This is a genomic window from Vibrio sp. 1180_3 (genome assembly GCF_029478545.1).
GTDB classification, from domain to species: Bacteria; Pseudomonadota; Gammaproteobacteria; order Enterobacterales; family Vibrionaceae; genus Vibrio; species Vibrio aestuarianus.
The window spans coordinates 148,623-168,394 of record NZ_SJFM01000002.1 but is presented as its reverse complement, the minus strand read 5'-3'; the positions used below and the strand labels follow the sequence as shown (position 1 = coordinate 168,394).

33 protein-coding genes are annotated in these 19,772 nt (G+C 45.0%); 1 reads left to right on the top strand and 32 read right to left on the bottom strand.

Features of this window, described 5'->3' with window-relative positions:
• Nucleotides 1-4: 4 nt before the first annotated feature.
• Complete coding sequence (locus tag EYW48_RS02420) at nt 5-568, bottom strand: LysM-like peptidoglycan-binding domain-containing protein (protein WP_053309504.1); 564 nt, start codon at nt 566-568, stop codon at nt 5-7.
• 234 nt (nt 569-802) lie between these two features.
• On the opposite strand from EYW48_RS02420, the gene EYW48_RS02415 reads away from it, so the two are divergent.
• Complete coding sequence (locus EYW48_RS02415; RefSeq protein WP_053309505.1) at nt 803-1,423, top strand: FKBP-type peptidyl-prolyl cis-trans isomerase; 621 nt, start codon at nt 803-805, stop codon at nt 1,421-1,423.
• 301 nt (nt 1,424-1,724) lie between these two features.
• Here the strand turns inward: EYW48_RS02415 and rplQ are convergent, their stop codons facing one another.
• The 31 genes from rplQ to EYW48_RS02260 form a co-directional block, all read right to left on the bottom strand.
• Nucleotides 1,725-2,111, bottom strand: coding sequence for a 50S ribosomal protein L17 (rplQ, locus tag EYW48_RS02410; protein WP_053309506.1), 387 nt, complete (start codon nt 2,109-2,111; stop codon nt 1,725-1,727).
• A gap of 26 nt (nt 2,112-2,137) precedes the next feature.
• The gene (gene rpoA, locus EYW48_RS02405) at nt 2,138-3,130 is read right to left on the bottom strand and encodes a DNA-directed RNA polymerase subunit alpha (protein ID WP_053309507.1); all 993 of its coding nucleotides are present in this window, start codon (nt 3,128-3,130) and stop codon (nt 2,138-2,140) included.
• Nucleotides 3,131-3,153: 23 nt separating this feature from the next.
• Nucleotides 3,154-3,774 (bottom strand): 30S ribosomal protein S4, encoded by a 621-nt coding sequence (rpsD, locus tag EYW48_RS02400; RefSeq protein ID WP_053309508.1) that lies wholly within the window; start codon nt 3,772-3,774, stop codon nt 3,154-3,156.
• 27 nt (nt 3,775-3,801) lie between these two features.
• Nucleotides 3,802-4,191, bottom strand: a complete 390-nt coding sequence (rpsK, locus tag EYW48_RS02395; protein WP_001118870.1) for a 30S ribosomal protein S11 — start codon at nt 4,189-4,191, stop codon at nt 3,802-3,804.
• An 18-nt stretch (nt 4,192-4,209) separates the two neighbouring features.
• Nucleotides 4,210-4,566: a 30S ribosomal protein S13 gene (gene rpsM, locus EYW48_RS02390; protein ID WP_053309509.1), complete on the bottom strand. Its 357-nt coding sequence runs from the start codon at nt 4,564-4,566 to the stop codon at nt 4,210-4,212.
• Nucleotides 4,567-4,713: 147 nt separating this feature from the next.
• On the bottom strand, nt 4,714-4,827 hold the full coding sequence (gene rpmJ, locus EYW48_RS02385; RefSeq protein ID WP_000868186.1) for a 50S ribosomal protein L36: 114 nt from the start codon (nt 4,825-4,827) through the stop codon (nt 4,714-4,716).
• A gap of 27 nt (nt 4,828-4,854) precedes the next feature.
• A complete protein-coding gene (secY, locus tag EYW48_RS02380; RefSeq protein ID WP_053309510.1) occupies nt 4,855-6,189 on the bottom strand; it encodes a preprotein translocase subunit SecY in 1,335 nt (444 codons plus the stop codon).
• Nucleotides 6,190-6,209: 20 nt separating this feature from the next.
• Complete coding sequence (gene rplO / locus EYW48_RS02375) at nt 6,210-6,644, bottom strand: 50S ribosomal protein L15 (RefSeq protein WP_053309511.1); 435 nt, start codon at nt 6,642-6,644, stop codon at nt 6,210-6,212.
• 5 nt (nt 6,645-6,649) lie between these two features.
• Nucleotides 6,650-6,826 carry a 50S ribosomal protein L30 gene (rpmD, locus tag EYW48_RS02370; protein WP_004398455.1) on the bottom strand — a complete coding sequence of 59 codons (177 nt, stop codon included), beginning with the start codon at nt 6,824-6,826 and terminating at the stop codon, nt 6,650-6,652.
• A gap of 7 nt (nt 6,827-6,833) precedes the next feature.
• Nucleotides 6,834-7,334 (bottom strand): 30S ribosomal protein S5, encoded by a 501-nt coding sequence (rpsE, locus tag EYW48_RS02365; RefSeq protein WP_053309512.1) that lies wholly within the window; start codon nt 7,332-7,334, stop codon nt 6,834-6,836.
• 14 nt (nt 7,335-7,348) lie between these two features.
• Nucleotides 7,349-7,702: a 50S ribosomal protein L18 gene (gene rplR, locus EYW48_RS02360; RefSeq protein WP_053309513.1), complete on the bottom strand. Its 354-nt coding sequence runs from the start codon at nt 7,700-7,702 to the stop codon at nt 7,349-7,351.
• A 9-nt stretch (nt 7,703-7,711) separates the two neighbouring features.
• Complete coding sequence (rplF, locus tag EYW48_RS02355) at nt 7,712-8,245, bottom strand: 50S ribosomal protein L6 (RefSeq protein ID WP_053309514.1); 534 nt, start codon at nt 8,243-8,245, stop codon at nt 7,712-7,714.
• Between the two features lie 10 nt (nt 8,246-8,255).
• Complete coding sequence (gene rpsH, locus EYW48_RS02350) at nt 8,256-8,648, bottom strand: 30S ribosomal protein S8 (RefSeq protein ID WP_053309515.1); 393 nt, start codon at nt 8,646-8,648, stop codon at nt 8,256-8,258.
• A gap of 29 nt (nt 8,649-8,677) precedes the next feature.
• On the bottom strand, nt 8,678-8,983 hold the full coding sequence (gene rpsN / locus EYW48_RS02345; RefSeq protein ID WP_053309516.1) for a 30S ribosomal protein S14: 306 nt from the start codon (nt 8,981-8,983) through the stop codon (nt 8,678-8,680).
• A gap of 17 nt (nt 8,984-9,000) precedes the next feature.
• Complete coding sequence (rplE, locus tag EYW48_RS02340) at nt 9,001-9,540, bottom strand: 50S ribosomal protein L5 (RefSeq protein WP_053309517.1); 540 nt, start codon at nt 9,538-9,540, stop codon at nt 9,001-9,003.
• A 14-nt stretch (nt 9,541-9,554) separates the two neighbouring features.
• Nucleotides 9,555-9,869, bottom strand: a complete 315-nt coding sequence (rplX, locus tag EYW48_RS02335; protein ID WP_053309518.1) for a 50S ribosomal protein L24 — start codon at nt 9,867-9,869, stop codon at nt 9,555-9,557.
• Nucleotides 9,870-9,881: 12 nt separating this feature from the next.
• Nucleotides 9,882-10,253, bottom strand: a complete 372-nt coding sequence (rplN, locus tag EYW48_RS02330; RefSeq protein ID WP_053309519.1) for a 50S ribosomal protein L14 — start codon at nt 10,251-10,253, stop codon at nt 9,882-9,884.
• Between the two features lie 160 nt (nt 10,254-10,413).
• Complete coding sequence (gene rpsQ / locus EYW48_RS02325; RefSeq protein WP_053309520.1) at nt 10,414-10,668, bottom strand: 30S ribosomal protein S17; 255 nt, start codon at nt 10,666-10,668, stop codon at nt 10,414-10,416.
• Nucleotides 10,668-10,859 (bottom strand): 50S ribosomal protein L29, encoded by a 192-nt coding sequence (gene rpmC, locus EYW48_RS02320; RefSeq protein ID WP_010318766.1) that lies wholly within the window; start codon nt 10,857-10,859, stop codon nt 10,668-10,670. The genes rpsQ and rpmC overlap by 1 nt, the downstream gene beginning before the upstream one ends.
• Nucleotides 10,859-11,269 (bottom strand): 50S ribosomal protein L16, encoded by a 411-nt coding sequence (gene rplP, locus EYW48_RS02315; protein ID WP_010318765.1) that lies wholly within the window; start codon nt 11,267-11,269, stop codon nt 10,859-10,861. Before rplP ends, rpmC begins: the two co-directional genes overlap by 1 nt.
• Nucleotides 11,270-11,280: 11 nt before the next feature.
• Nucleotides 11,281-11,979, bottom strand: a complete 699-nt coding sequence (rpsC, locus tag EYW48_RS02310; RefSeq protein WP_053309521.1) for a 30S ribosomal protein S3 — start codon at nt 11,977-11,979, stop codon at nt 11,281-11,283.
• A 17-nt stretch (nt 11,980-11,996) separates the two neighbouring features.
• The gene (gene rplV, locus EYW48_RS02305; RefSeq protein WP_053309522.1) at nt 11,997-12,329 is read right to left on the bottom strand and encodes a 50S ribosomal protein L22; all 333 of its coding nucleotides are present in this window, start codon (nt 12,327-12,329) and stop codon (nt 11,997-11,999) included.
• Nucleotides 12,330-12,339: 10 nt separating this feature from the next.
• On the bottom strand, nt 12,340-12,618 hold the full coding sequence (rpsS, locus tag EYW48_RS02300; protein WP_010318762.1) for a 30S ribosomal protein S19: 279 nt from the start codon (nt 12,616-12,618) through the stop codon (nt 12,340-12,342).
• A 20-nt stretch (nt 12,619-12,638) separates the two neighbouring features.
• Entirely contained in the window at nt 12,639-13,463 is an 825-nt protein-coding gene (gene rplB, locus EYW48_RS02295; protein ID WP_053309524.1) for a 50S ribosomal protein L2, read from the bottom strand.
• Nucleotides 13,464-13,479: 16 nt separating this feature from the next.
• Nucleotides 13,480-13,782, bottom strand: a complete 303-nt coding sequence (gene rplW, locus EYW48_RS02290; RefSeq protein WP_277431821.1) for a 50S ribosomal protein L23 — start codon at nt 13,780-13,782, stop codon at nt 13,480-13,482.
• Nucleotides 13,779-14,381, bottom strand: coding sequence for a 50S ribosomal protein L4 (gene rplD / locus EYW48_RS02285; protein ID WP_053309526.1), 603 nt, complete (start codon nt 14,379-14,381; stop codon nt 13,779-13,781). The genes rplW and rplD overlap by 4 nt, the downstream gene beginning before the upstream one ends.
• A 16-nt stretch (nt 14,382-14,397) precedes the next feature.
• Complete coding sequence (gene rplC / locus EYW48_RS02280) at nt 14,398-15,027, bottom strand: 50S ribosomal protein L3 (RefSeq protein WP_053309527.1); 630 nt, start codon at nt 15,025-15,027, stop codon at nt 14,398-14,400.
• Nucleotides 15,028-15,041: 14 nt separating this feature from the next.
• Nucleotides 15,042-15,353 (bottom strand): 30S ribosomal protein S10, encoded by a 312-nt coding sequence (gene rpsJ, locus EYW48_RS02275; RefSeq protein ID WP_001181007.1) that lies wholly within the window; start codon nt 15,351-15,353, stop codon nt 15,042-15,044.
• A 392-nt stretch (nt 15,354-15,745) separates the two neighbouring features.
• Entirely contained in the window at nt 15,746-16,486 is a 741-nt protein-coding gene (rlmB, locus tag EYW48_RS02270; RefSeq protein ID WP_053309528.1) for a 23S rRNA (guanosine(2251)-2'-O)-methyltransferase RlmB, read from the bottom strand.
• Nucleotides 16,487-16,503: 17 nt separating this feature from the next.
• Nucleotides 16,504-18,954, bottom strand: coding sequence for a ribonuclease R (gene rnr, locus EYW48_RS02265; RefSeq protein ID WP_053309529.1), 2,451 nt, complete (start codon nt 18,952-18,954; stop codon nt 16,504-16,506).
• 132 nt (nt 18,955-19,086) lie between these two features.
• Nucleotides 19,087-19,722: a tetratricopeptide repeat protein gene (locus tag EYW48_RS02260; protein ID WP_053309530.1), complete on the bottom strand. Its 636-nt coding sequence runs from the start codon at nt 19,720-19,722 to the stop codon at nt 19,087-19,089.
• Nucleotides 19,723-19,772 lie beyond the last annotated feature (50 nt).

Sequence of the window (19,772 nt, the reverse complement as noted above, 5' to 3'; positions counted from 1 at the left end):
TCATTTATTTACTGCGGCCAAACCCACCATCAGAGAGCCTAAAAAACATCACTGACTGGTTATTCTTTTCAAGCTGAAGGATATCAAGTTGGCCATTGGCGGCGAGTTTAAAACGAACAAGCTGTCCTTGCGTTATCTGACTGAGTGGTTTATCACCTCCTTCAATCTTGACCAACGCATTGAGATCGGACATCGGTAAATCATTGGCACGGAAAACTTGCGATAAAGTATCACCACTTTTAACAGTGTATTCTTGCCAATTTTCTGATTTCAAAGAAGATTGTTGAGCACTTTTTTGTTGGCTCAAACCTGTGGTATCAATATTAATATTTACCCGTTCATTGCTCTTCTTTGGTGCTTTTAATGATTCACTACTTGGCATAGGAATGATCAACAGCAGCACAACAACAGGCGTTAATACAGCTAAAGCTCGTCGATGCAATTTAGGTAAAGCTTGCCAATAGGTACGTACACGCCCTCCCCATATCCGCCATTCAAACGAGTGCCACTTTTGTTGGATAAGAGCTAAATAATCTGTTTGCGGTTTCTTTTTATAACGACGATTCATCTCTACCCGTCTCCTTTAATTTCAACCTACAGTATAAAAACTCAAGAACGAACAGTATAGAGCTATACGCGTGATATCGTAAACGTTGACACAAACTTAAACATTTTTCTGGGTGATCTGCGATTTGTCACAACCTGAACGATTGAATTCAGATATCACGTGTTACCGTTTCATCCGTTGGCTGAAACTGCTATTCTTTGGCCTTTGTTTATTTAGATAAAAGAGTGACAGTTTATGTCTGAAGTAAAATTTGAAACTGTAGAGCAAAAAGCAAGTTACGGTATTGGTCTACAAATGGGTCAACAGCTTGCTGGTAGCGGCCTAGACGGTCTAAATGTTGACGCTATCGCAGCTGGCATTGCAACGGCACTAGTAGGCGAAATGCCATCAATTGAGATTGATGAAATCAATAACGCACTGCAAGAATTACACACACGTGCTGAATCTGCACGTCAAGAAGCAGCAAAAGCTGCAGCTGCTGATGGTGAAGTATTCTTAGCAGATAATGCATTACGCTCTGAAGTGACTGTTCTTGAGTCTGGTCTACAGTACGAAATCATCACTGAAGGTACTGGTGAGATCCCAACATCTGACAAACAAGTACGCGTACATTACCACGGTGAATTAACAGATGGTACTGTATTTGACAGCTCAGTATCTCGTGGACAACCAGCTGAATTCCCTGTTACAGGTGTAATTAAAGGTTGGGTAGAAGCTCTTCAACTAATGCCTGTTGGTTCTAAATGGAAATTATACATTCCACAAGATCTTGCCTACGGCGAGCGCGGTGCAGGTGCAGCAATTCCTCCATTCGCAGCACTAGTATTCGAAGTAGAACTACTTGATATCCTATAAGATAGTCTTATAACGGATGACCAAAGGTTGGCAATTGCCAGCCTTTTTTATATCGGCAATATAATACCAATCGTAGTAAATAACTGGTCACCCTAGCTTGTTAAAATACCCAATAACTGCATTAGAACTTTTAATTGTAGAATAACTACTTATCGAAAAATTCCACCGTTTTATCAAGCATCTTTCCTACGCTATTTCTGAACATTTACTTACTGGGCTTGGTATAAGCTGTAATTTGCTTTATTTCAGATACAAAAAAGCCGAGCATTGCTGCTCGGCTTTTTTATTATATACGAACTGATTACTCAGCAGCAGCTTCTACAGCTACTTCTGGGCGATCTACAAGCTCAATGTAAGCCATTGGAGCTTTATCACCAGTACGGAAACCGGCTTTAAGGATACGTGTGTAACCGCCTTGACGGGCAGCGAAACGTGGACCTAGTTCGTTAAATAGTTTTGCTACAACTTCGTTATCACGAGTGCGAGCAAATGCTAGACGACGGTTTGCAACGCTGTCAGTCTTAGCTAGTGTAATCAAAGGCTCAACGACGCGACGTAGCTCTTTTGCTTTTGGCAAAGTAGTCTTGATAACTTCATGACGTACTAGAGAGCTAGCCATGTTGCTGAACATCGCTTTGCGATGACTGCTGTTGCGGTTGAGTTGACGACCACTCTTACGATGGCGCATGACCTAATCCTTCTAACTAGTATCGATTAATCTTCAGCGATAGACGCTGGCGGCCAGTTCTCTAGGCGCATACCTAAAGATAGACCACGTGATGCAAGCACGTCTTTAATCTCTGTAAGAGATTTCTTACCAAGGTTTGGCGTTTTAAGTAGCTCAACCTCAGTGCGCTGTACTAGATCACCGATGTAGTGAATCGCTTCTGCTTTCAGACAGTTAGCAGAGCGAACTGTTAGTTCAAGATCGTCTACAGGACGCAGTAGGATTGGATCGAATTCTGGCTTCTCTTCCTTCTCCTCAGGTACACGTACATCACGAAGATCTACGAACGCATCCAATTGCTCAGCAAGAATAGTTGCTGCGCGACGGATAGCTTCCTCAGGTTCTAGAGTACCGTTCGTTTCCATATCGATAACAAGCTTGTCTAAATCAGTGCGCTGTTCTACACGAGCTGCATCTACAGAGTAGGCAATTTTGTCTACTGGGCTGTAAGTTGCATCTACAAGTAGACGACCGATTGGACGCTCATCTTCTTCAGTATGGATACGAGCTGAAGCTGGAACATAACCACGACCACGCTCTACTTTGATACGCATAGCGATCTCAGCATTGTCATCCGTTAGGTGACAAATCACGTGCTCAGGGTTAGTGATCTCTACATCACCATCATGGGTGATGTCACCTGCAACAACAGGGCCCGAGCCTGATTTGTTCAGCGTAATGAACACTTCATCTTTGCCTTCGGCAACGCGTACAGCTAAACCCTTAAGGTTTAAAAGGATCTCAAGGATATCTTCTTGAACGCCTTCTTTAGTGCTGTACTCGTGTAGTACGCCTTCAATCTCTACTTCAGTGACAGCACAACCTGGCATTGAAGATAATAGAATACGGCGAAGTGCATTACCCAGAGTATGGCCGAAACCACGCTCTAACGGCTCAAGAGTTACTTTTGCGTGTGTCGTGCTGATCTGTTCGATATCAACAAGACGTGGCTTAAGAAATTCTGTTACAGAACCCTGCATTGTGTCCTCTCTTTAGTTTAACCTTACTTAGAGTAAAGCTCGACGATCAATTGTTCGTTGATATCAGCTGATAGATCAGAACGCTCAGGCATACGCTTGAATGTACCTTCCATCTGGCCAGCATCTACTTCAATCCAAGTTGGTTTTTCGCGTTGTTCAGCAACTTCTAGAGCCGCTTTGATGCGAGATTGCTTTTTAGCTTTCTCACGGATTGCAACAACGTCGTTAGCCGTAACATTGAAAGAAGGAACGTTTACAACTTTACCGTTTACTACGATAGCTTTATGGCTAACTAGCTGACGTGCTTCTGCGCGAGTTGCGCCAAAGCCCATGCGGTAAACTACGTTATCAAGACGACCTTCAAGAAGCTGAAGCAGGTTTTCACCTGTGTTGCCTTTAAGGCGTGCAGCTTCTTTGTAGTAGTTACGGAATTGTTTTTCTAGAACGCCGTAGATACGACGAACTTTTTGCTTCTCACGAAGCTGAACACCGTACTCAGATAGACGACCGCGACGAGCGCCGTGTACACCTGGTGCGTTGTCAATTTTACACTTGGTATCAATCGCACGAATGCCAGACTTAAGGAACAAGTCAGTACCTTCGCGGCGGCTAAGCTTTAGCTTAGGACCCAAATATCTTGCCATGATCTTTCTCCAATCTTCCTAGAAACGTTATACGCGACGTTTCTTAGGTGGACGACAACCGTTATGAGGGATTGGTGTCGCATCAACAATGTTAGTGATACGGAAACCAGCAGCGTTCAGTGCGCGAACAGTAGATTCACGACCTGGACCTGGACCCTTAACCATAACCTCTAGGTTCTTTAGGCCGTATTCTTTAGCCATTTCAGCACAACGTTCTGCAGCAACCTGTGCAGCGAACGGAGTAGACTTACGAGAACCGCGGAAACCAGAACCACCAGCAGTAGCCCATGCTAGAGCATTACCTTGACGGTCTGTGATAGTTACGATTGTGTTATTGAAAGATGCATGGATGTGCGCTACGCCATCAGCAACTTGCTTGCGTACACGCTTACGTGCGCGAGTTGGTTGTTTTGCCATTGTACTCTACCCTTCCGACTATTTCTTGATCGGCTTACGCGGACCCTTACGGGTGCGAGCGTTGGTTTTAGTACGCTGTCCACGTAGTGGTAGACTGCGACGATGACGAAGACCACGGTAACAACCAAGGTCCATAAGACGCTTGATGTTCATGGAAACTTCACGACGAAGATCACCCTCTACAGTGTATTTAGCTACACCATCACGCAGTTGATCGATCTGCTCTTCAGTTAGTTCACTGATCTTAACACTTTCAGCAATACCCAAATCAGCTAGGATAGCTTGAGAACGGGTTTTACCGATACCGTAGATTGCAGTTAATGCAATCACAGCATGCTTTTGATCAGGAATGTTAATGCCTGCTATACGGGCCACTATTCACTCCTAGTACTTATATAAGAAATTATCCGCAGCAGAGCCCGTCGAGGATACGCTGCGGCATACTACTTCTTTTGCACGCAAAAGGTAGGCCGAGGAATATACTCGACCAACCTTTAGATTTCAAGTAAAAATTTCTGCTAATTAGCCTTGGCGCTGTTTATGCTTTGGCTCACTGCAAATCACACGAACGACACCGTTACGCTTGATTACTTTACAGTTACGACAGATTTTTTTAACGGAAGCACGAACTTTCATTGCTAAACTCCGTAATTGAACCTGATATTAACGACCGTAGCCTTTCAGGTTCGCTTTTTTCAACACAGAATCATACTGTTGGGACATCATATGAGTCTGTACCTGTGCCATAAAGTCCATAATAACCACTACTACAATCAGTAGTGATGTGCCGCCAAAGTAGAAACGTACGTTCCAAGCGACCATCATGAACTCGGGAATCAGACAGATAAAGGTAATGTATAGTGCACCCGCTAGGGTTAACCTAGTCATTACTTTATCAATGTATCTCGCTGTCTGCTCACCTGGGCGGATGCCGGGTACGAATGCACCGGACTTCTTCAGATTATCTGCTGTTTCACGAGGATTAAACACCAACGCTGTATAAAAGAAACAGAAGAAAATTATTGCTGCTGCATAAAGCATAACATACAAAGGCTGACCTGGGCTAAGAGCCAAAGACACATCAGTTAGCCAACCGAATGTGCTGCTCTCACCATTTTGACCAAACCATTGTGCTAATGTTCCTGGGAACAAAATAATGCTTGATGCAAAAATCGCTGGTATTACACCCGCCATATTAATTTTCAATGGTAGGTGTGTACTTTGCGCTGCAAAAACCTTACGACCTTGTTGACGCTTCGCATAGTTAACGACGATTCGACGCTGACCACGCTCCATGAAAACTACGAAGTAGATAACAGCAAAAGCAATTACTGCGATTAACAACAGAAGAAGTACATGCAATTCACCTTGACGCGCTTGCTCGATTGTTTGTCCGACTGCCTGTGGCAATCCAGCAACAATACCTGCAAAAATTAGCAATGAAATGCCATTACCAATTCCTCGCTCTGTAATTTGTTCACCTAACCACATTAGGAACATGGTACCAGTTACTAAACTTACGGTAGCAATAAGCGTAAACATGGTTTGGTTGATAACAACCAGATTGTCGACCATGTTTGGTAAGCCTGTTGCAATACCAATAGCTTGGAATGTTGCAAGTACAAGCGTGCCATAGCGTGTATATTGGCTTATCTTACGACGGCCTGCTTCACCCTCTTTCTTGAGTTCCGCTAACGCTGGATGAACTACAGTTAGCAATTGGACAACAATTGACGCCGAAATATACGGCATGATGCCCAATGCTAAGATAGATGCACGCGAAAGAGCACCACCGGAGAACATGTTAAACATTTCAACGATGGTACCTTTTTGCTGTTCGAACAAATCGGCAAGTACAGCTGCGTCAATACCAGGAATCGGCACAAAAGAGCCGGCTCGGAATACTAAAAGTGCACCAATTACGAATAATAAGCGCGACTTTAGTTCACTTAAGCCGCTCTGAGCACTACGAAAATCTTGTCCTGGTTTCTTAGCCATCTGTACCTCGTTCCTCGAGATTATTCCTCGATTTTACCGCCTGCAGCTTCGATTGCAGCTTTAGCGCCTTTTGTCACGCGCAGACCTTTAACAGTCACAGCTTTGCTAATTTCACCAGAAAGAACAACTTTAACGTTCTCGATGTTCTTAGTGATTAGGTTAGCAGCTTTAAGGCTGTTTAGATCTACTACGTCACCAGTTACTTTCGCTAGCTCAGCTAGACGAATTTCAGCAGACACTAGGCTCTTACGAGAAGTGAAACCGAATTTTGGTAGACGTTGTTTTAGAGGCATCTGACCGCCTTCAAAACCTGGACGAACTTTACCGCCAGAACGTGACTTTTGACCTTTATGGCCACGGCCACCAGTTTTACCTAGGCCTGAACCGATACCACGGCCTAAACGCTTCTTAGAAGGCTTAGAACCCGCAGCCGGTGATAGAGTATTCAAACGCATTCTGATTACTCCTCAACTTTAACCATGTAGTAAACCTTGTTGATCATACCGCGTACACACGGAGTATCTTCAAGTTCTACTGTATGGTTGATACGACGAAGACCTAAACCACGCAAAGTTGCTTTATGCTTTGGTAGACGGCCAATTGAGCTTTTAGTTTGAGTTACTTTAATAGTTGCCATCGTGTGCTTACTCCGAAATAGATTCAACAGTTAGACCACGTTTAGCAGCAACCATTTCTGGCGACTTCACATCTACTAGACCAGCAACTGTTGCGCGAACAACGTTGATTGGGTTTGTAGAACCGTACGCTTTCGCAAGTACGTTATGTACACCGGCAACTTCAAGTACAGCACGCATCGCACCACCGGCGATAACACCTGTACCTTCTGCAGCTGGCTGCATGTAAACTTTAGAGCCCGAGTGACGACCTTTCACCGCGTGGTGAAGAGTGCCTTCGTTAAGAGCGATAGTAACCATGTTACGACGCGCTTTTTCCATTGCTTTTTGAATCGCAGCAGGTACTTCACGGGCTTTACCGTAACCGAAACCTACGCGACCATTACCGTCACCAACTACAGTTAGCGCAGTAAAGCTCATGATTCGACCACCTTTAACCGTCTTAGATACACGGTTAACAGCGATTAGCTTTTCTTGCAAATCACTAGCTTGTTGTTGTTCTTTAGCCATCTTCCAACCCTACCTTAGAATTTCAGACCAGCTTCGCGAGCAGATTCTGCTAGCGCCGCTACTCGACCGTGGTATTGGAAACCAGAACGATCAAACGCAACTGCTGACACGCCTTTTTCAAGAGCACGTTCTGCAATAGCTTTACCTACTGCTTTAGCTGCGTCTACGTTACCGGTGTTCTTAACTTGCTCACGGATCGCTTTTTCTACAGTAGAAGCTGCTGCGATAACCTCAGAGCCGTTTGATGCGATAACCTGAGCGTACACGTGACGAGGAGTACGGTGTACTACTAGGCGAGTTGCACCCAGTTCAGCAATCTTACGACGTGCGCGTGTAGCACGACGGATGCGAGATGCTTTCTTATCCATAGTGTTACCTTACTTCTTCTTAGCTTCTTTAGTACGCACATTTTCATCTGCGTAACGAACACCTTTACCTTTATAAGGCTCAGGCTCACGGTAAGAACGAATGTCAGCCGCAACTTGACCAACTAATTGCTTATCACAACCAGTTAGAACAATTTCAGTTTGGCTAGGACATTCAGCTTTAATACCCGCTGGGAGTTCATGCTCAACAGGGTGTGAGAAACCTAAAGTTAGGCCAACTGCGTTGCCTTTGATAGCAGCACGGTAACCAACACCTTTAAGAACAAGCTTTTTAGTAAAGCCTGCAGTAACACCCACAACCATGTTGTTTACTAGTGCACGAGCAGTACCTGCTTGTGCCCAAGCGTTAGCAACACCTTCACGAGGACCGAAAGTAAGGTTGTTTTCTTCTTGTGCAATAACTACGCCGTTGTGTAGAACGCGAGTCAGCTCACCTTGAACACCTTTTACAGTGATTTCTTGGCCGTTTAGTTTCACCTCTACGCCAGCTGGAATAGCGACAGGTGCTTTAGCAACACGAGACATATCCTACTCCTTAAGCTACGTAGCAGATGATTTCACCACCAAGACCTGCTTTGCGAGCAGCACGGTCAGACATCAGACCCTTGGAAGTGGACACTACAGCAACACCCATACCGCCCATCACTGATGGTAACGCGTTATTTTTCTTATAAACGCGTAGACCAGGACGTGAAACACGTTGGATTTGCTCGATTACTGGTTTAGCTTGGAAGTACTTAAGAGTAACTTCTAGCTCAGGTTTTGCTTCGCCTTCAACAGCGAAATCAGCGATATAACCTTCAGCTTTAAGCAGTGCAGCAATTGCAACTTTAAGCTTTGAAGAAGGCATTTTTACAGCAACTTTGTTTGCTGCCTGACCGTTACGAATGCGGGTCAGCATATCCGAAATCGGATCTTGCATGCTCATAAGATTTACTCCAAATGATTAAGTGGCAATTACCAGCTAGCCTTACGAAGTCCAGGAATCTCGCCTTTCATGCAAGCTTCGCGAACTTTGATGCGGCTTAGACCGAACTTACGTAGGTAACCGTGTGGACGACCAGTTTGGTTGCAACGGTTGCGCTGACGTGAAGCACTTGAATCACGTGGAAGAGCTTGCAGCTTAAGAACTGCATTCCAACGATCTTCTTCAGATGCGTTTACATCGCTGATGATAGCTTTTAACGCAGAACGCTTTTCAGCGAACTTAGCTACTAGCTTTGCACGTTTAACTTCACGTGCTTTCATTGATTGTTTAGCCATAACAGTAACCCTTCACCTTACTTACGGAATGGGAAGTTAAAGGCAGCCAGCAGAGCACGGCCTTCCTCATCAGTACCAGCAGAAGTCGTGATAGTAATATCAAGACCACGTACACGATCTACTTTATCGTAGTCGATTTCTGGGAAGATGATTTGCTCACGAACGCCCATGCTGTAGTTACCACGACCGTCAAAAGACTTCGCGCTAACGCCACGGAAATCACGTACACGTGGAAGTGCAATAGAGATTAAACGCTCTAAGAAATCCCACATACGTTCGCCACGCAAGGTTACTTTACAACCAATTGGGTAGCCTTCACGAATTTTGAAACCTGCAACAGATTTACGAGCTTTAGTGATCAGTGGTTTTTGACCAGAGATCGTAGCCATATCAGATGCTGCATTTTCTAATAGTTTCTTATCGTTGATTGCTTCACCAACGCCCATGTTTAGGGTGATTTTCTCAATCCTAGGGACTTGCATGACGCTTGTGTAGCTGAACTCTTTGGTAAGCTCAGCGACTACAGACGACTTGTAGTAATCATGCAGTTTCGCCATAGTAGAACTCCAAATTACTTAATTGTTTCACCGTTAGACTTGAAGAAACGCACTTTTTTGCCTTCTTCAAAACGGAAACCGATACGGTCCGCTTTACCAGTTGCTTCATTGAAGATTGCAACGTTAGAAGCATCAATAGCTGCTTCTTGTTCAACGATGCCACCTTGTTGACCTAGAGCCGGAACCGGCTTTTGGTGTTTCTTAACAAGGTTGATACCTTCTACGATAACTTTACCAGTTACGAGAACCTTAGTTACTTTACCTTTCTTGCCTTTATCTTTACCAGCAAGAACGATTACTTCGTCGTTACGACGGATTTTAGCTGCCATGTGTGCCGCTCCTTACAGAACTTCAGGTGCTAGTGACACGATTTTCATGAATTTCGCATTACGAAGTTCACGAGTCACTGGACCAAAGATACGTGTACCGATAGGTTGCTCTGACGTGTTGTTCAACAATACGCAAGCATTACGGTCGAAGCGAATGACAGAACCGTCTGGACGACGTACGCCTTTACGGGTGCGAACTACCACCGCCTTCAGTACATCACCTTTTTTAACTTTACCGCGAGGAATTGCTTCCTTCACTGTAACTTTGATGATGTCACCGATATGTGCGTAACGGCGGTGAGAGCCACCCAGAACCTTAATACACATTACCTTGCGCGCGCCTGAGTTATCAGCTGCATCAAGTGTACTTTGCATTTGGATCATTGTTAGTGCTCCGCTAAATATTAAAACTAGACCCTCTCGGGTCGGGCTGCCTCTTTAAAAGGGACGCGAATTGTACCACCCTTTTTTTCAATTGGGTAGACAAAAAATAAACGGCTCCAAAAAAACTTTGGAGCCGTTTAAAATCATAGTATTACGATGATTACATCTTCGCTTTTTCTACGACTTTAACCAAAGTCCAAGATTTAGTCTTAGACAATGGACGACACTCACGAATTTCAACAGTATCGCCTAGGCCACACTCGTTGTTTTCGTCATGTGCGTGTACTTTAGTCGTGCGCTTTACGAATTTACCGTAAATTGGGTGTTTCACCATGCGCTCGATAGCAACAACGATAGACTTATCCATCTTGTCGCTAACAACACGACCTAGTTGAGTACGAGATTTGTCGCTCATTATTCGCCTGCCTTCTCAGTCAAAACAGTTTTCACACGTGCGATATCACGGCGTACAGCTTTCAAAGTATGAGTTTGCTGTAGTTGACCAGTTGCAGCTTGCATGCGCAAGTTGAACTGTTCACGTAGCAAATTCAATAGCTCAGCGTTAAGCTCTTCAGCGCTTTTTGCGCGTAGATCTAGTGCTTTCATCACATCACCTGTTTAATTACGAATGTAGTTTTGAATGGCAGTTTGCGAGCCGCTAGGCGGAACGCTTCACGTGCCAATTCTTCAGGTACACCGTCCATTTCGTACATAACCTTACCAGGTTGGATTTGGGCTACCCAGTACTCAACGTTACCTTTACCCTTACCTTGACGAACTTCTAGTGGTTTTTCTGTGATTGGCTTATCTGGGAACACACGGATCCAGATTTTACCTTGACGCTTAACGTGACGTGTCATTGCACGACGTGCCGCTTCGATCTGACGAGCAGTTAGACGACCACGTCCAACGGCTTTAAGACCAAATGTACCGAAGCTTACGTCAGTACCTTTAGCTAGACCGCGGTTGCGACCAGTATGAACCTTACGGAACTTAGTGCGTTTAGGTTGTAGCATCAGTCGACTCCTTACTTACGGCCTTTACGCTGCTTCTTAGGCTTGTCAGCCTTTGGCTCAACAGCGTTTGCAGCTGGCATACCACCAAGGATTTCGCCCTTGAAGATCCAAACTTTAACGCCGATCACACCGTATTGAGTGTGAGCCGAAGAAGTTGCGTAATCAATGTCAGCACGTAGAGTGTGTAGAGGCACACGGCCTTCACGATACCACTCTGAACGTGCAATTTCAGCGCCGCCTAGACGACCGCTTACTTCCACTTTGATACCTTTAGCGCCTAGACGCATAGCGTTTTGTACTGCGCGCTTCATAGCACGACGGAACATAACGCGACGCTCTAGTTGAGACGCGATGCTATCAGCCACTAATTGACCGTCTAGCTCAGGCTTACGTACTTCAGCGATATTAATTTGCGCTGGTACACCTGCGATTTTAGCTACAGCAGTGCGTAGCTTCTCAACGTCTTCACCTTTCTTACCGATAACAACGCCTGGACGAGCAGTGTGAATAGTCACACGAATGCTCTTAGCAGGACGCTCGATAACGATGCGTGATAGAGACGCTTTTGAAAGTTCCTTCGTTAGGAACTGACGTACCTTGAAGTCGCCGTCTAGGTTGTCAGCGAAATCTTTGGTGTTAGCAAACCATGTAGCATTCCAAGGCTTAACGATGCCAAGACGAATACCATTAGGATGTACTTTCTGACCCATTGCTTACTCTCCTAGTCTCAAGCGTCTGCTACAACAACAGTGATGTGGCTTGAACGCTTCAAGATACGATCCGCACGACCTTTAGCACGAGGCATAATACGCTTCATGGTAGGGCCCTCATCTACGAAGATTTTAGCGACATTAAGATCGTCGATATCTGCACCTTCGTTGTGTTCTGCGTTAGCGATAGCTGACTCTAGAACTTTCTTCACTAGTACAGCAGCTTTTTTGTTGCTGAACGTTAGAATTTCTAGAGCTTGATCCACAGACTTACCACGGATTAGATCTGCAACTAAGCGAGCTTTCTGAGGCGAAATGCGAGCAAAGTTATGTTTAGCAATAGCTTCCATTATTTACTCCTTAGCGCTTCTTAGCTTTCTTATCCGCAGCGTGACCACGGTAAGTACGAGTTGGTGCGAATTCGCCCAGTTTGTGACCGATCATTTCATCAGTTACAAATACTGGTACGTGCTGACGACCATTATGGACAGCGATGGTCAAACCAATCATTGATGGAATGATCATTGAACGACGGGACCAAGTCTTAATAGGCTTTTTGTCTCCGCTTTCCACCGCTTTCTCTACCTTCTTCAGCAAGTGTAGGTCAATAAATGGACCTTTCTTGAGAGAACGTGGCATGGCTTATCCTCTTATATAGATTACTTATTACGACGACGTACGATGTACTTGTCGGTGCGTTTGTTCTTACGAGTCTTGAAGCCCTTAGTAGGCATGCCCCAAGGAGAAACTGGGTGACGACCACCAGATGTGCGGCCTTCACCACCACCGTGTGGGTGATCCACCGGGTTCATTACTACACCACGTACGGTTGGACGTACGCCGCGCCAGCGTGAAGCACCAGCTTTACCAAGTTCACGTAGCATATGCTCAGAGTTACCAACTTCACCGATTGTTGCACGGCCTTCAGAAAGTACTTTGCGCATTTCGCCAGAACGTAGACGGATAGTTACGTATGCACCGTCGCGAGCGACAAGTTGAGCATAAGCACCAGCCGAACGAGCTAGCTGTGCACCTTTACCAGGTTTAAGTTCAACACAGTGAATAGTAGAACCTACTGGGATGTTGCGCATTGGCAGAGTGTTACCTGCTTTAATTGGCGCATCAACACCAGATTGGATCTGGTCACCGGCTTGAACACCTTTAGGTGCAATGATGTAACGACGCTCACCGTCTGCGTACAGAACTAGAGCGATATTTGCGCTACGGTTTGGATCGTATTCTAGGCGCTCAACTTTCGCTGGGATGCCATCTTTAGTACGTTTGAAATCGATCAAACGGTAGTGTTGCTTGTGACCACCACCGATGTGACGTACTGTGATACGACCGTTGTTGTTACGACCACCATTTTTAGAGTTTTTCTCTAAAAGAGGTGCGTACGGCTTGCCCTTGTGTAGGTCAGCGTTAACAACTTTAACAACGTGACGACGACCAGGGGAAGTCGGCTTACATTTAACAATAGCCATTATTCAACTACTCCTGTTATTCCGCGCCGCCAACAAAGTCAAGATCTTGACCTTCTTTCAAAGTCACATACGCTTTCTTAACGTCGCTGCGGCGACCTTGGCGTAGACCTTGACGTTTGGTCTTACCCTTAATGATAAGAGTATTTACAGACTTAACTTCAACTTCAAATAGCTTTTCTACAGCTGCTTTGATCTCTTTTTTAGTAGCATCTTTTGATACTTTGAAAACGATAGTGTTCGCTTTCTCAGCAGTCATCGTTGCTTTTTCAGAGATGTGCGGTGCACGTAGAACTTTTAGTAGACGCTCTTCACTGATCATGCCAGCATCTCCTCAACTTGCTTAACTGCTTCTGCAGTCATTAGAACCTTGTCAAACGCGATTAGGCTTACTGGGTCAAGACCCGCTACGTCACGTGCGTCAACTTTGTATAGGTTACGAGCAGCTAAGAATAGATTCTCGTCTACTTCGCCAGTAACGATAAGTACATCGTTAAGCTCAAGCTCTTGAAGCTTAGCTACTAGCTCTTTAGTTTTTGGTGCTTCTACTGAGAAGTTATCAACAACGATTAGACGCTCTTGACGAACTAGCTCAGAAAGAATGCTCTTCATAGCACCACGGTACATTTTTTTGTTTACTTTTTGGCTGTGATCTTGTGGTTTCGCAGCAAAAGTAACACCACCTGTACGCCAGATTGGGCTACGAATAGTACCAGCACGTGCACGGCCAGTACCTTTTTGACGCCATGGCTTAGCGCCACCGCCAGAAACTTCTGAACGTGTCTTTTGAGCACGAGTACCTTGACGAGCACCTGCTGCATACGCAACAACTACTTGGTGTACAAGGGCTTCGTTGAACTCACGTCCGAAAGTAGTTTCGGAAACAGTTAGTGCGTTAGCACCTTTAACCATCAATTCCATTACTTACTCCTAGACGTTATGCTTTAACAGCTGGTTTGACGATCACGTTAGCGCCTGTTGAGCCTGGTACTGCACCTTTAATAAGAAGCAGATTACGCTCAGCGTCAACACGTACGATCTCTAGGTTTTGAGTCGTTACACGCTCAGCACCCATGTGACCCGCCATTTTCTTGCCTTTAAACACGCGACCTGGAGTTTGACATTGGCCAATTGAACCCGGTGCACGGTGAGACAAAGAGTTACCGTGAGTCATATCTTGAGTACGGAAGTTCCAGCGCTTAACAGCACCTTGGAAGCCTTTACCCTTAGATGTACCAGTAACGTCTACTTTTTTAACTTCATTGAAAAGTTCTACAGTTAGCTCAGCGCCCACTTCAAACTCTTCACCGTTTTCTAAACGGAATTCCCAAAGACCGCGACCTGCTTCAACACCAGCTTTCGCAAAGTGACCAGCTTCAGGTTTAGTTACACGGTTAGCTTTCTTAGCACCAGTAGTGATCTGGATTGCTGCGTAGCCGTCTGTCTCAAGAGTTTTAACTTGAGAAATACGGTTCGCTTCAACCTCAACAACAGTTACTGGGATAGAAACGCCTTCTTCAGTAAATACGCGGGTCATACCCACTTTACGTCCGACTAGACCAATCATTATTCTAATCTCCCTTAACCTAGGCTGATTTGTACATCAACGCCAGCAGCTAGATCTAGACGCATCAATGCGTCAACAGTTTTATCTGTTGGCTCAACGATGTCGATTAGACGTTTGTGAGTACGGATTTCGTACTGGTCACGAGCATCTTTGTTGACGTGTGGAGAGATAAGAACAGTGAAACGCTCTTTACGAGTAGGTAGTGGAATAGGACCACGAACCTGTGCGCCGGTACGTTTTGCTGTTTCAACGATTTCCGCTGTAGAAGCATCGATTAGTTTGTAATCGAAAGCTTTTAGGCGGATACGGATACGTTGGTTCTGCATGAGACAGAGCTCCAATAATTAAAAATTACACAAACAATATCGCCACTCAAACTCGTTAAAACGAGAGAATGCCGATTGATTTATGTGAAACCGTAGTGCCAAAATTAGGCACATTGTCAGCTAATTTTCTATTAACTTTATTCCATTACGATAACGCAACAGGAGCTAATTGTATTAACTGCGAACATAAGCTGAGTATACGTTACTAAACTAACAGCTAGGTCAGTTTACTCCTCACTGCTCATTGGTTCACAACCGGATTTAACCAGTGCGGTGCATTATACAGATCACAGTTTCACATGCAAGTACTGTGTGAAAATTATCCGTGATTATTTTTTGACCAATAAAAAGGCACCACAGTCGATGCCTTCTTACCGATACTATGGGTAAGGTTATGCGGTTTGTCTCTGTCTGACAGCTTCAAATAGACAAATACCTGAAGCCACCGAAACATTTAAGCTTGAAACACTGCCCGACATTGGGATTTTAATCAAATCATCACAGGTTTCACGGGTTAAACGACGCATGCCATCTCCTTCCGCCCCCATAACGATAGCTAGCGGACCAGTAAGCTTTGCCTGATAAATATCATGCGTGGCTTCACCAGCAGTCCCCACAAACCAAACCCCTTGTTCTTGCAAGGCTCGCATGGTTCTCGCTAAGTTTGTCACGCGTACTAGTGGTACGGTTTCTGCTGCCCCACACGCGACTTTACTGACTGTCGCAGTCATTGGGGCTGACCTATCTTTTGGCACAATAACCGCAGCCACACCTGCAGCGTCAGCATTTCGCAAACAGGCACCAAGGTTATGTGGGTCAGTCACGCCATCTAGCACTAAGATCAATGGTTGCTCATGTTTGGAAAGAATTTCATCCAGATCATGTTCATTCAACTGTTTCGCTGGTTTTACTCGAGCGATCAATCCTTGATGGTTTGCTCCATGTGCTTTGTCATCTAACGCTTTGCGTCCCATTTGCTGAATAGAAACACCGCAATGTTGCAATTCATTGAGCAAAGGAAGGAGGCGGTCATCTTGACGCCCTTTCAGCACAAACGCTTCAATTAGACGTGCTGGATCATTTTCCAGCACTGCACTTACGGCGTGAATCCCGTAAATAAATTCGTTACTCATGGTCTACCTATCAATCATTATTTTTTGGCGCGAGTCTTGGTCGTTTTGGCTCGTGGTTTATCTTTACGCGCTTTATCTGTTTTTGCCTTCTTGCGCTTTGGCTTGTTGCTTGGGCTTACTTTGTCATCAGGGCGCTTGGTTGGCTCGACTAATGGAACCGCTTTTGCGCCTTTGGTTGAGGCTGCTTTTTTGCCTCTAGCCTTTTCACGTGCTTCTGTTGCCCGTTTCTTCGCCGTTTTACCTTCACCGCGTAGCTTACGGCTAGTTCCAACTAATTCAAAGTCGATTTGACGATCATCAAGGTTCACCGACAACACTTTCACTTTAACAGCATCGCCTAAACGGTAGATATTACCGAAGCTTTCACCGATTAATCGTTGTCCCATCGGGTCAAATTGATAGTAGTCATTCGCTAAACTTGAAATATGAACCAAACCATCAATATGCAGTTCAGTCAAACGCACAAAGAAACCAAAGCCAGTTACATTAGCAATTACCCCATCAAGTTCTTCACCCACATGGTCTTGCATGTATTCGCATTTTAGCCAATCAGAGACTTCGCGGGTCGCATCATCGGCACGACGTTCGGTCGTAGAACATTGCTCACCATAATAATCCATATCATCAAATGAATAATGGAAACCACCAGTTGGTGTCCAGCGATCGGTATGAGTGCCCGATTCTTTCGCAATTAGATATTTAATCGCTCGGTGCAGCAATAGATCAGGGTAACGGCGAATTGGTGACGTAAAGTGTGCATAACGTTTTAACGCTAAACCAAAGTGACCACAGTTATCAGCATTATAGACCGCTTGCTTCATTGAGCGAAGAAGCATGGTTTGGATAAGTTCTTTATCTTGCCGCTCACCAATCTGTTTCATTAAATTGGCATAATCGGTTGGAGATGGAGTCAACCCACCCTCAAGGCTAAGGCCCAACTCACCTAAGAAATCACGGAACCCCATCAAACGCTCTTCTCCTGGGGATTCATGAATACGGTACAACGCAGGCTCTTTGGCTTTTTCAACCAAAGTCGCAGAAGCAATATTGGCTAAGATCATACATTCTTCAATGATCTTATGAGCATCGTTACGGATAACCGGTTCGATGCTTTCAATTTTACGCTCCGCGTTGAAGATGAATTTCGTTTCAACCGTTTCAAATTCAATACCACCTCGTTCATCGCGAGCCTGCTTCAACACTTTATACATAGTGTGTAGCTCTTCAAGATGCGGAATGAGAGGTTGGTAGCGTTCACGAAGTTCTTCATCCCCCTCTAAAATCGCACTCACTTTGTTGTAAGTCAGGCGAGCATGAGAGTTCATCACCGCTTCATAATGTTTATAGCCGGAAATTTTACCACTTGCAGAGATGGTCATTTCACACACCATACATAAGCGGTCTACTTGTGGATTCAATGAACACAGACCATTAGATAGCACTTCAGGCAACATTGGGACGACTTGTGATGGGAAATAAACTGAGTTACCACGGTTGATTGCTTCTTTATCTAACGCTGTATCTGGGCGTACATAATAACTGACATCTGCAATGGCCACCCATAAACGCCATCCACCGCCTTTTTTCGCTTCACAATATACGGCGTCATCAAAGTCACGCGCATCTTCGCCATCAATTGTCACTAGCGGTAATTGACGGACATCAACCCGACCTTGTTTGGCTTTTTCTGGTACTTCTTCACCAAGGTGCTCTACTTGCTTCAATACTTCGGTAGGCCATTCGTGTGGAATTTGGTGGGTGCGGATCGCAATTTGCGTTTCCATACCAGGTGCCATATTTTCGCCTAACACTTCAACCACTTTACCTGTCATTCCACGTGTACGTGCACCGCGGTCAGTAATCTCCATCACAACAACATTCCCCATACGAGCTCCGCCTCTGTGCTCATTGGGAATAAGAATATCTTGTGTGATGCGAGAATCATCAGGAACTACATACGCATAACCGTGCTCTAGGAAAAAACGTCCTACAAGCTGAGATTTACGTTCTTCCAACACGCGAACCAAACGCCCTTCTTTTCTACCACGCTTGTCAGTACCCGTTGGCTGAACCAATACATAATCGCCGTGGATGATGGTGCGCATCTGGTGGTGGGGCAACAGAATGTCGTTATCTTTACCAGTGCTGCCATCCGGACGAATCCAGCCATGTCCATCTTTATGCCCGATCACATAACCTTTTATCATTTCTAGTTTGTCAGGTAAGGCGTAGCATTGGCGACGAGTAAATACCAACTGACCATCACGCTCCATAGCACGCAAACGGCGGCGTAATCCTTCGTACTGCTCTTCTCCAGACAAACCTAACGCTTCAAAAAGATCGTTACGGTTCATCGGTACATTAGCTTTCGTCAGGAACTCGAGAATAAATTCTCGGCTGGGGATTGGATTTTCGTAATTGCTAGATTCTCGATCAGCAAAGGGATCGTTATTGATAATTTCAGACATAGGCAGACCTGCTAAAGCAAGGAAGAGATAACAAGAGTATAACTGACTCAGGAAAGAAGGCACAGCAGCGTATTGATTATTAAACAATATTGCCCAAGCATTACGTTGGGCGATATTAGAGAAGAATGAGCGCTACCAGAATGTATCGCGCCGCTTAGCGCGTGCAATAATATTATCAGGCATACGCAGCTCAAGCCCTTGGCGAAGCATTGAAATGCGGGTATGAGTTCTTTGATCGGCCGTGACAGAGTTATATAGCCAGCGATACGCATCTTCGTAATCTAATGGGCTGCCATAATCACGCAGCAGTAATTCTGCCAAATGAATTCGCGCATTGATATTGCCCATGGCTGCTGCTTCGCGCAGGTACGGGATCGCCCGTTCTTTATCTTGTTGAACAAGTGTTCCACGAGAATAGTAGCGCCCTAGCTGCTCTAGCGCTACGGGTAAGCCTTGGTGGGCAGCATTTTCCATATAGTACAAGCCAAGCTCAACATCTTGGTCAACACACACTCCCCACGCCAACATATCACCATACAAAAATTCGTAAGATGGCAGGTTAATGCGAGTGGCACGTGCCACGATATCTTCCACTAACTGGCAGTTATCAGCTTTAACTTGTTCTAAATGTTTATTTTGCTCAATTAACTTGATTAACTCAGCTTCGGTGTAAATAGGGACTGGCTCACCCACTTCCGCCACATTTGCATGACTCAAGGATGAGTTCAGCGCCAAAAACAATGAAGCTGCTACCATTCGTAGCTTCATACCTGCACTCTTTATTTATGTCGATAGCCTTAAAATTATAGCCACTAATC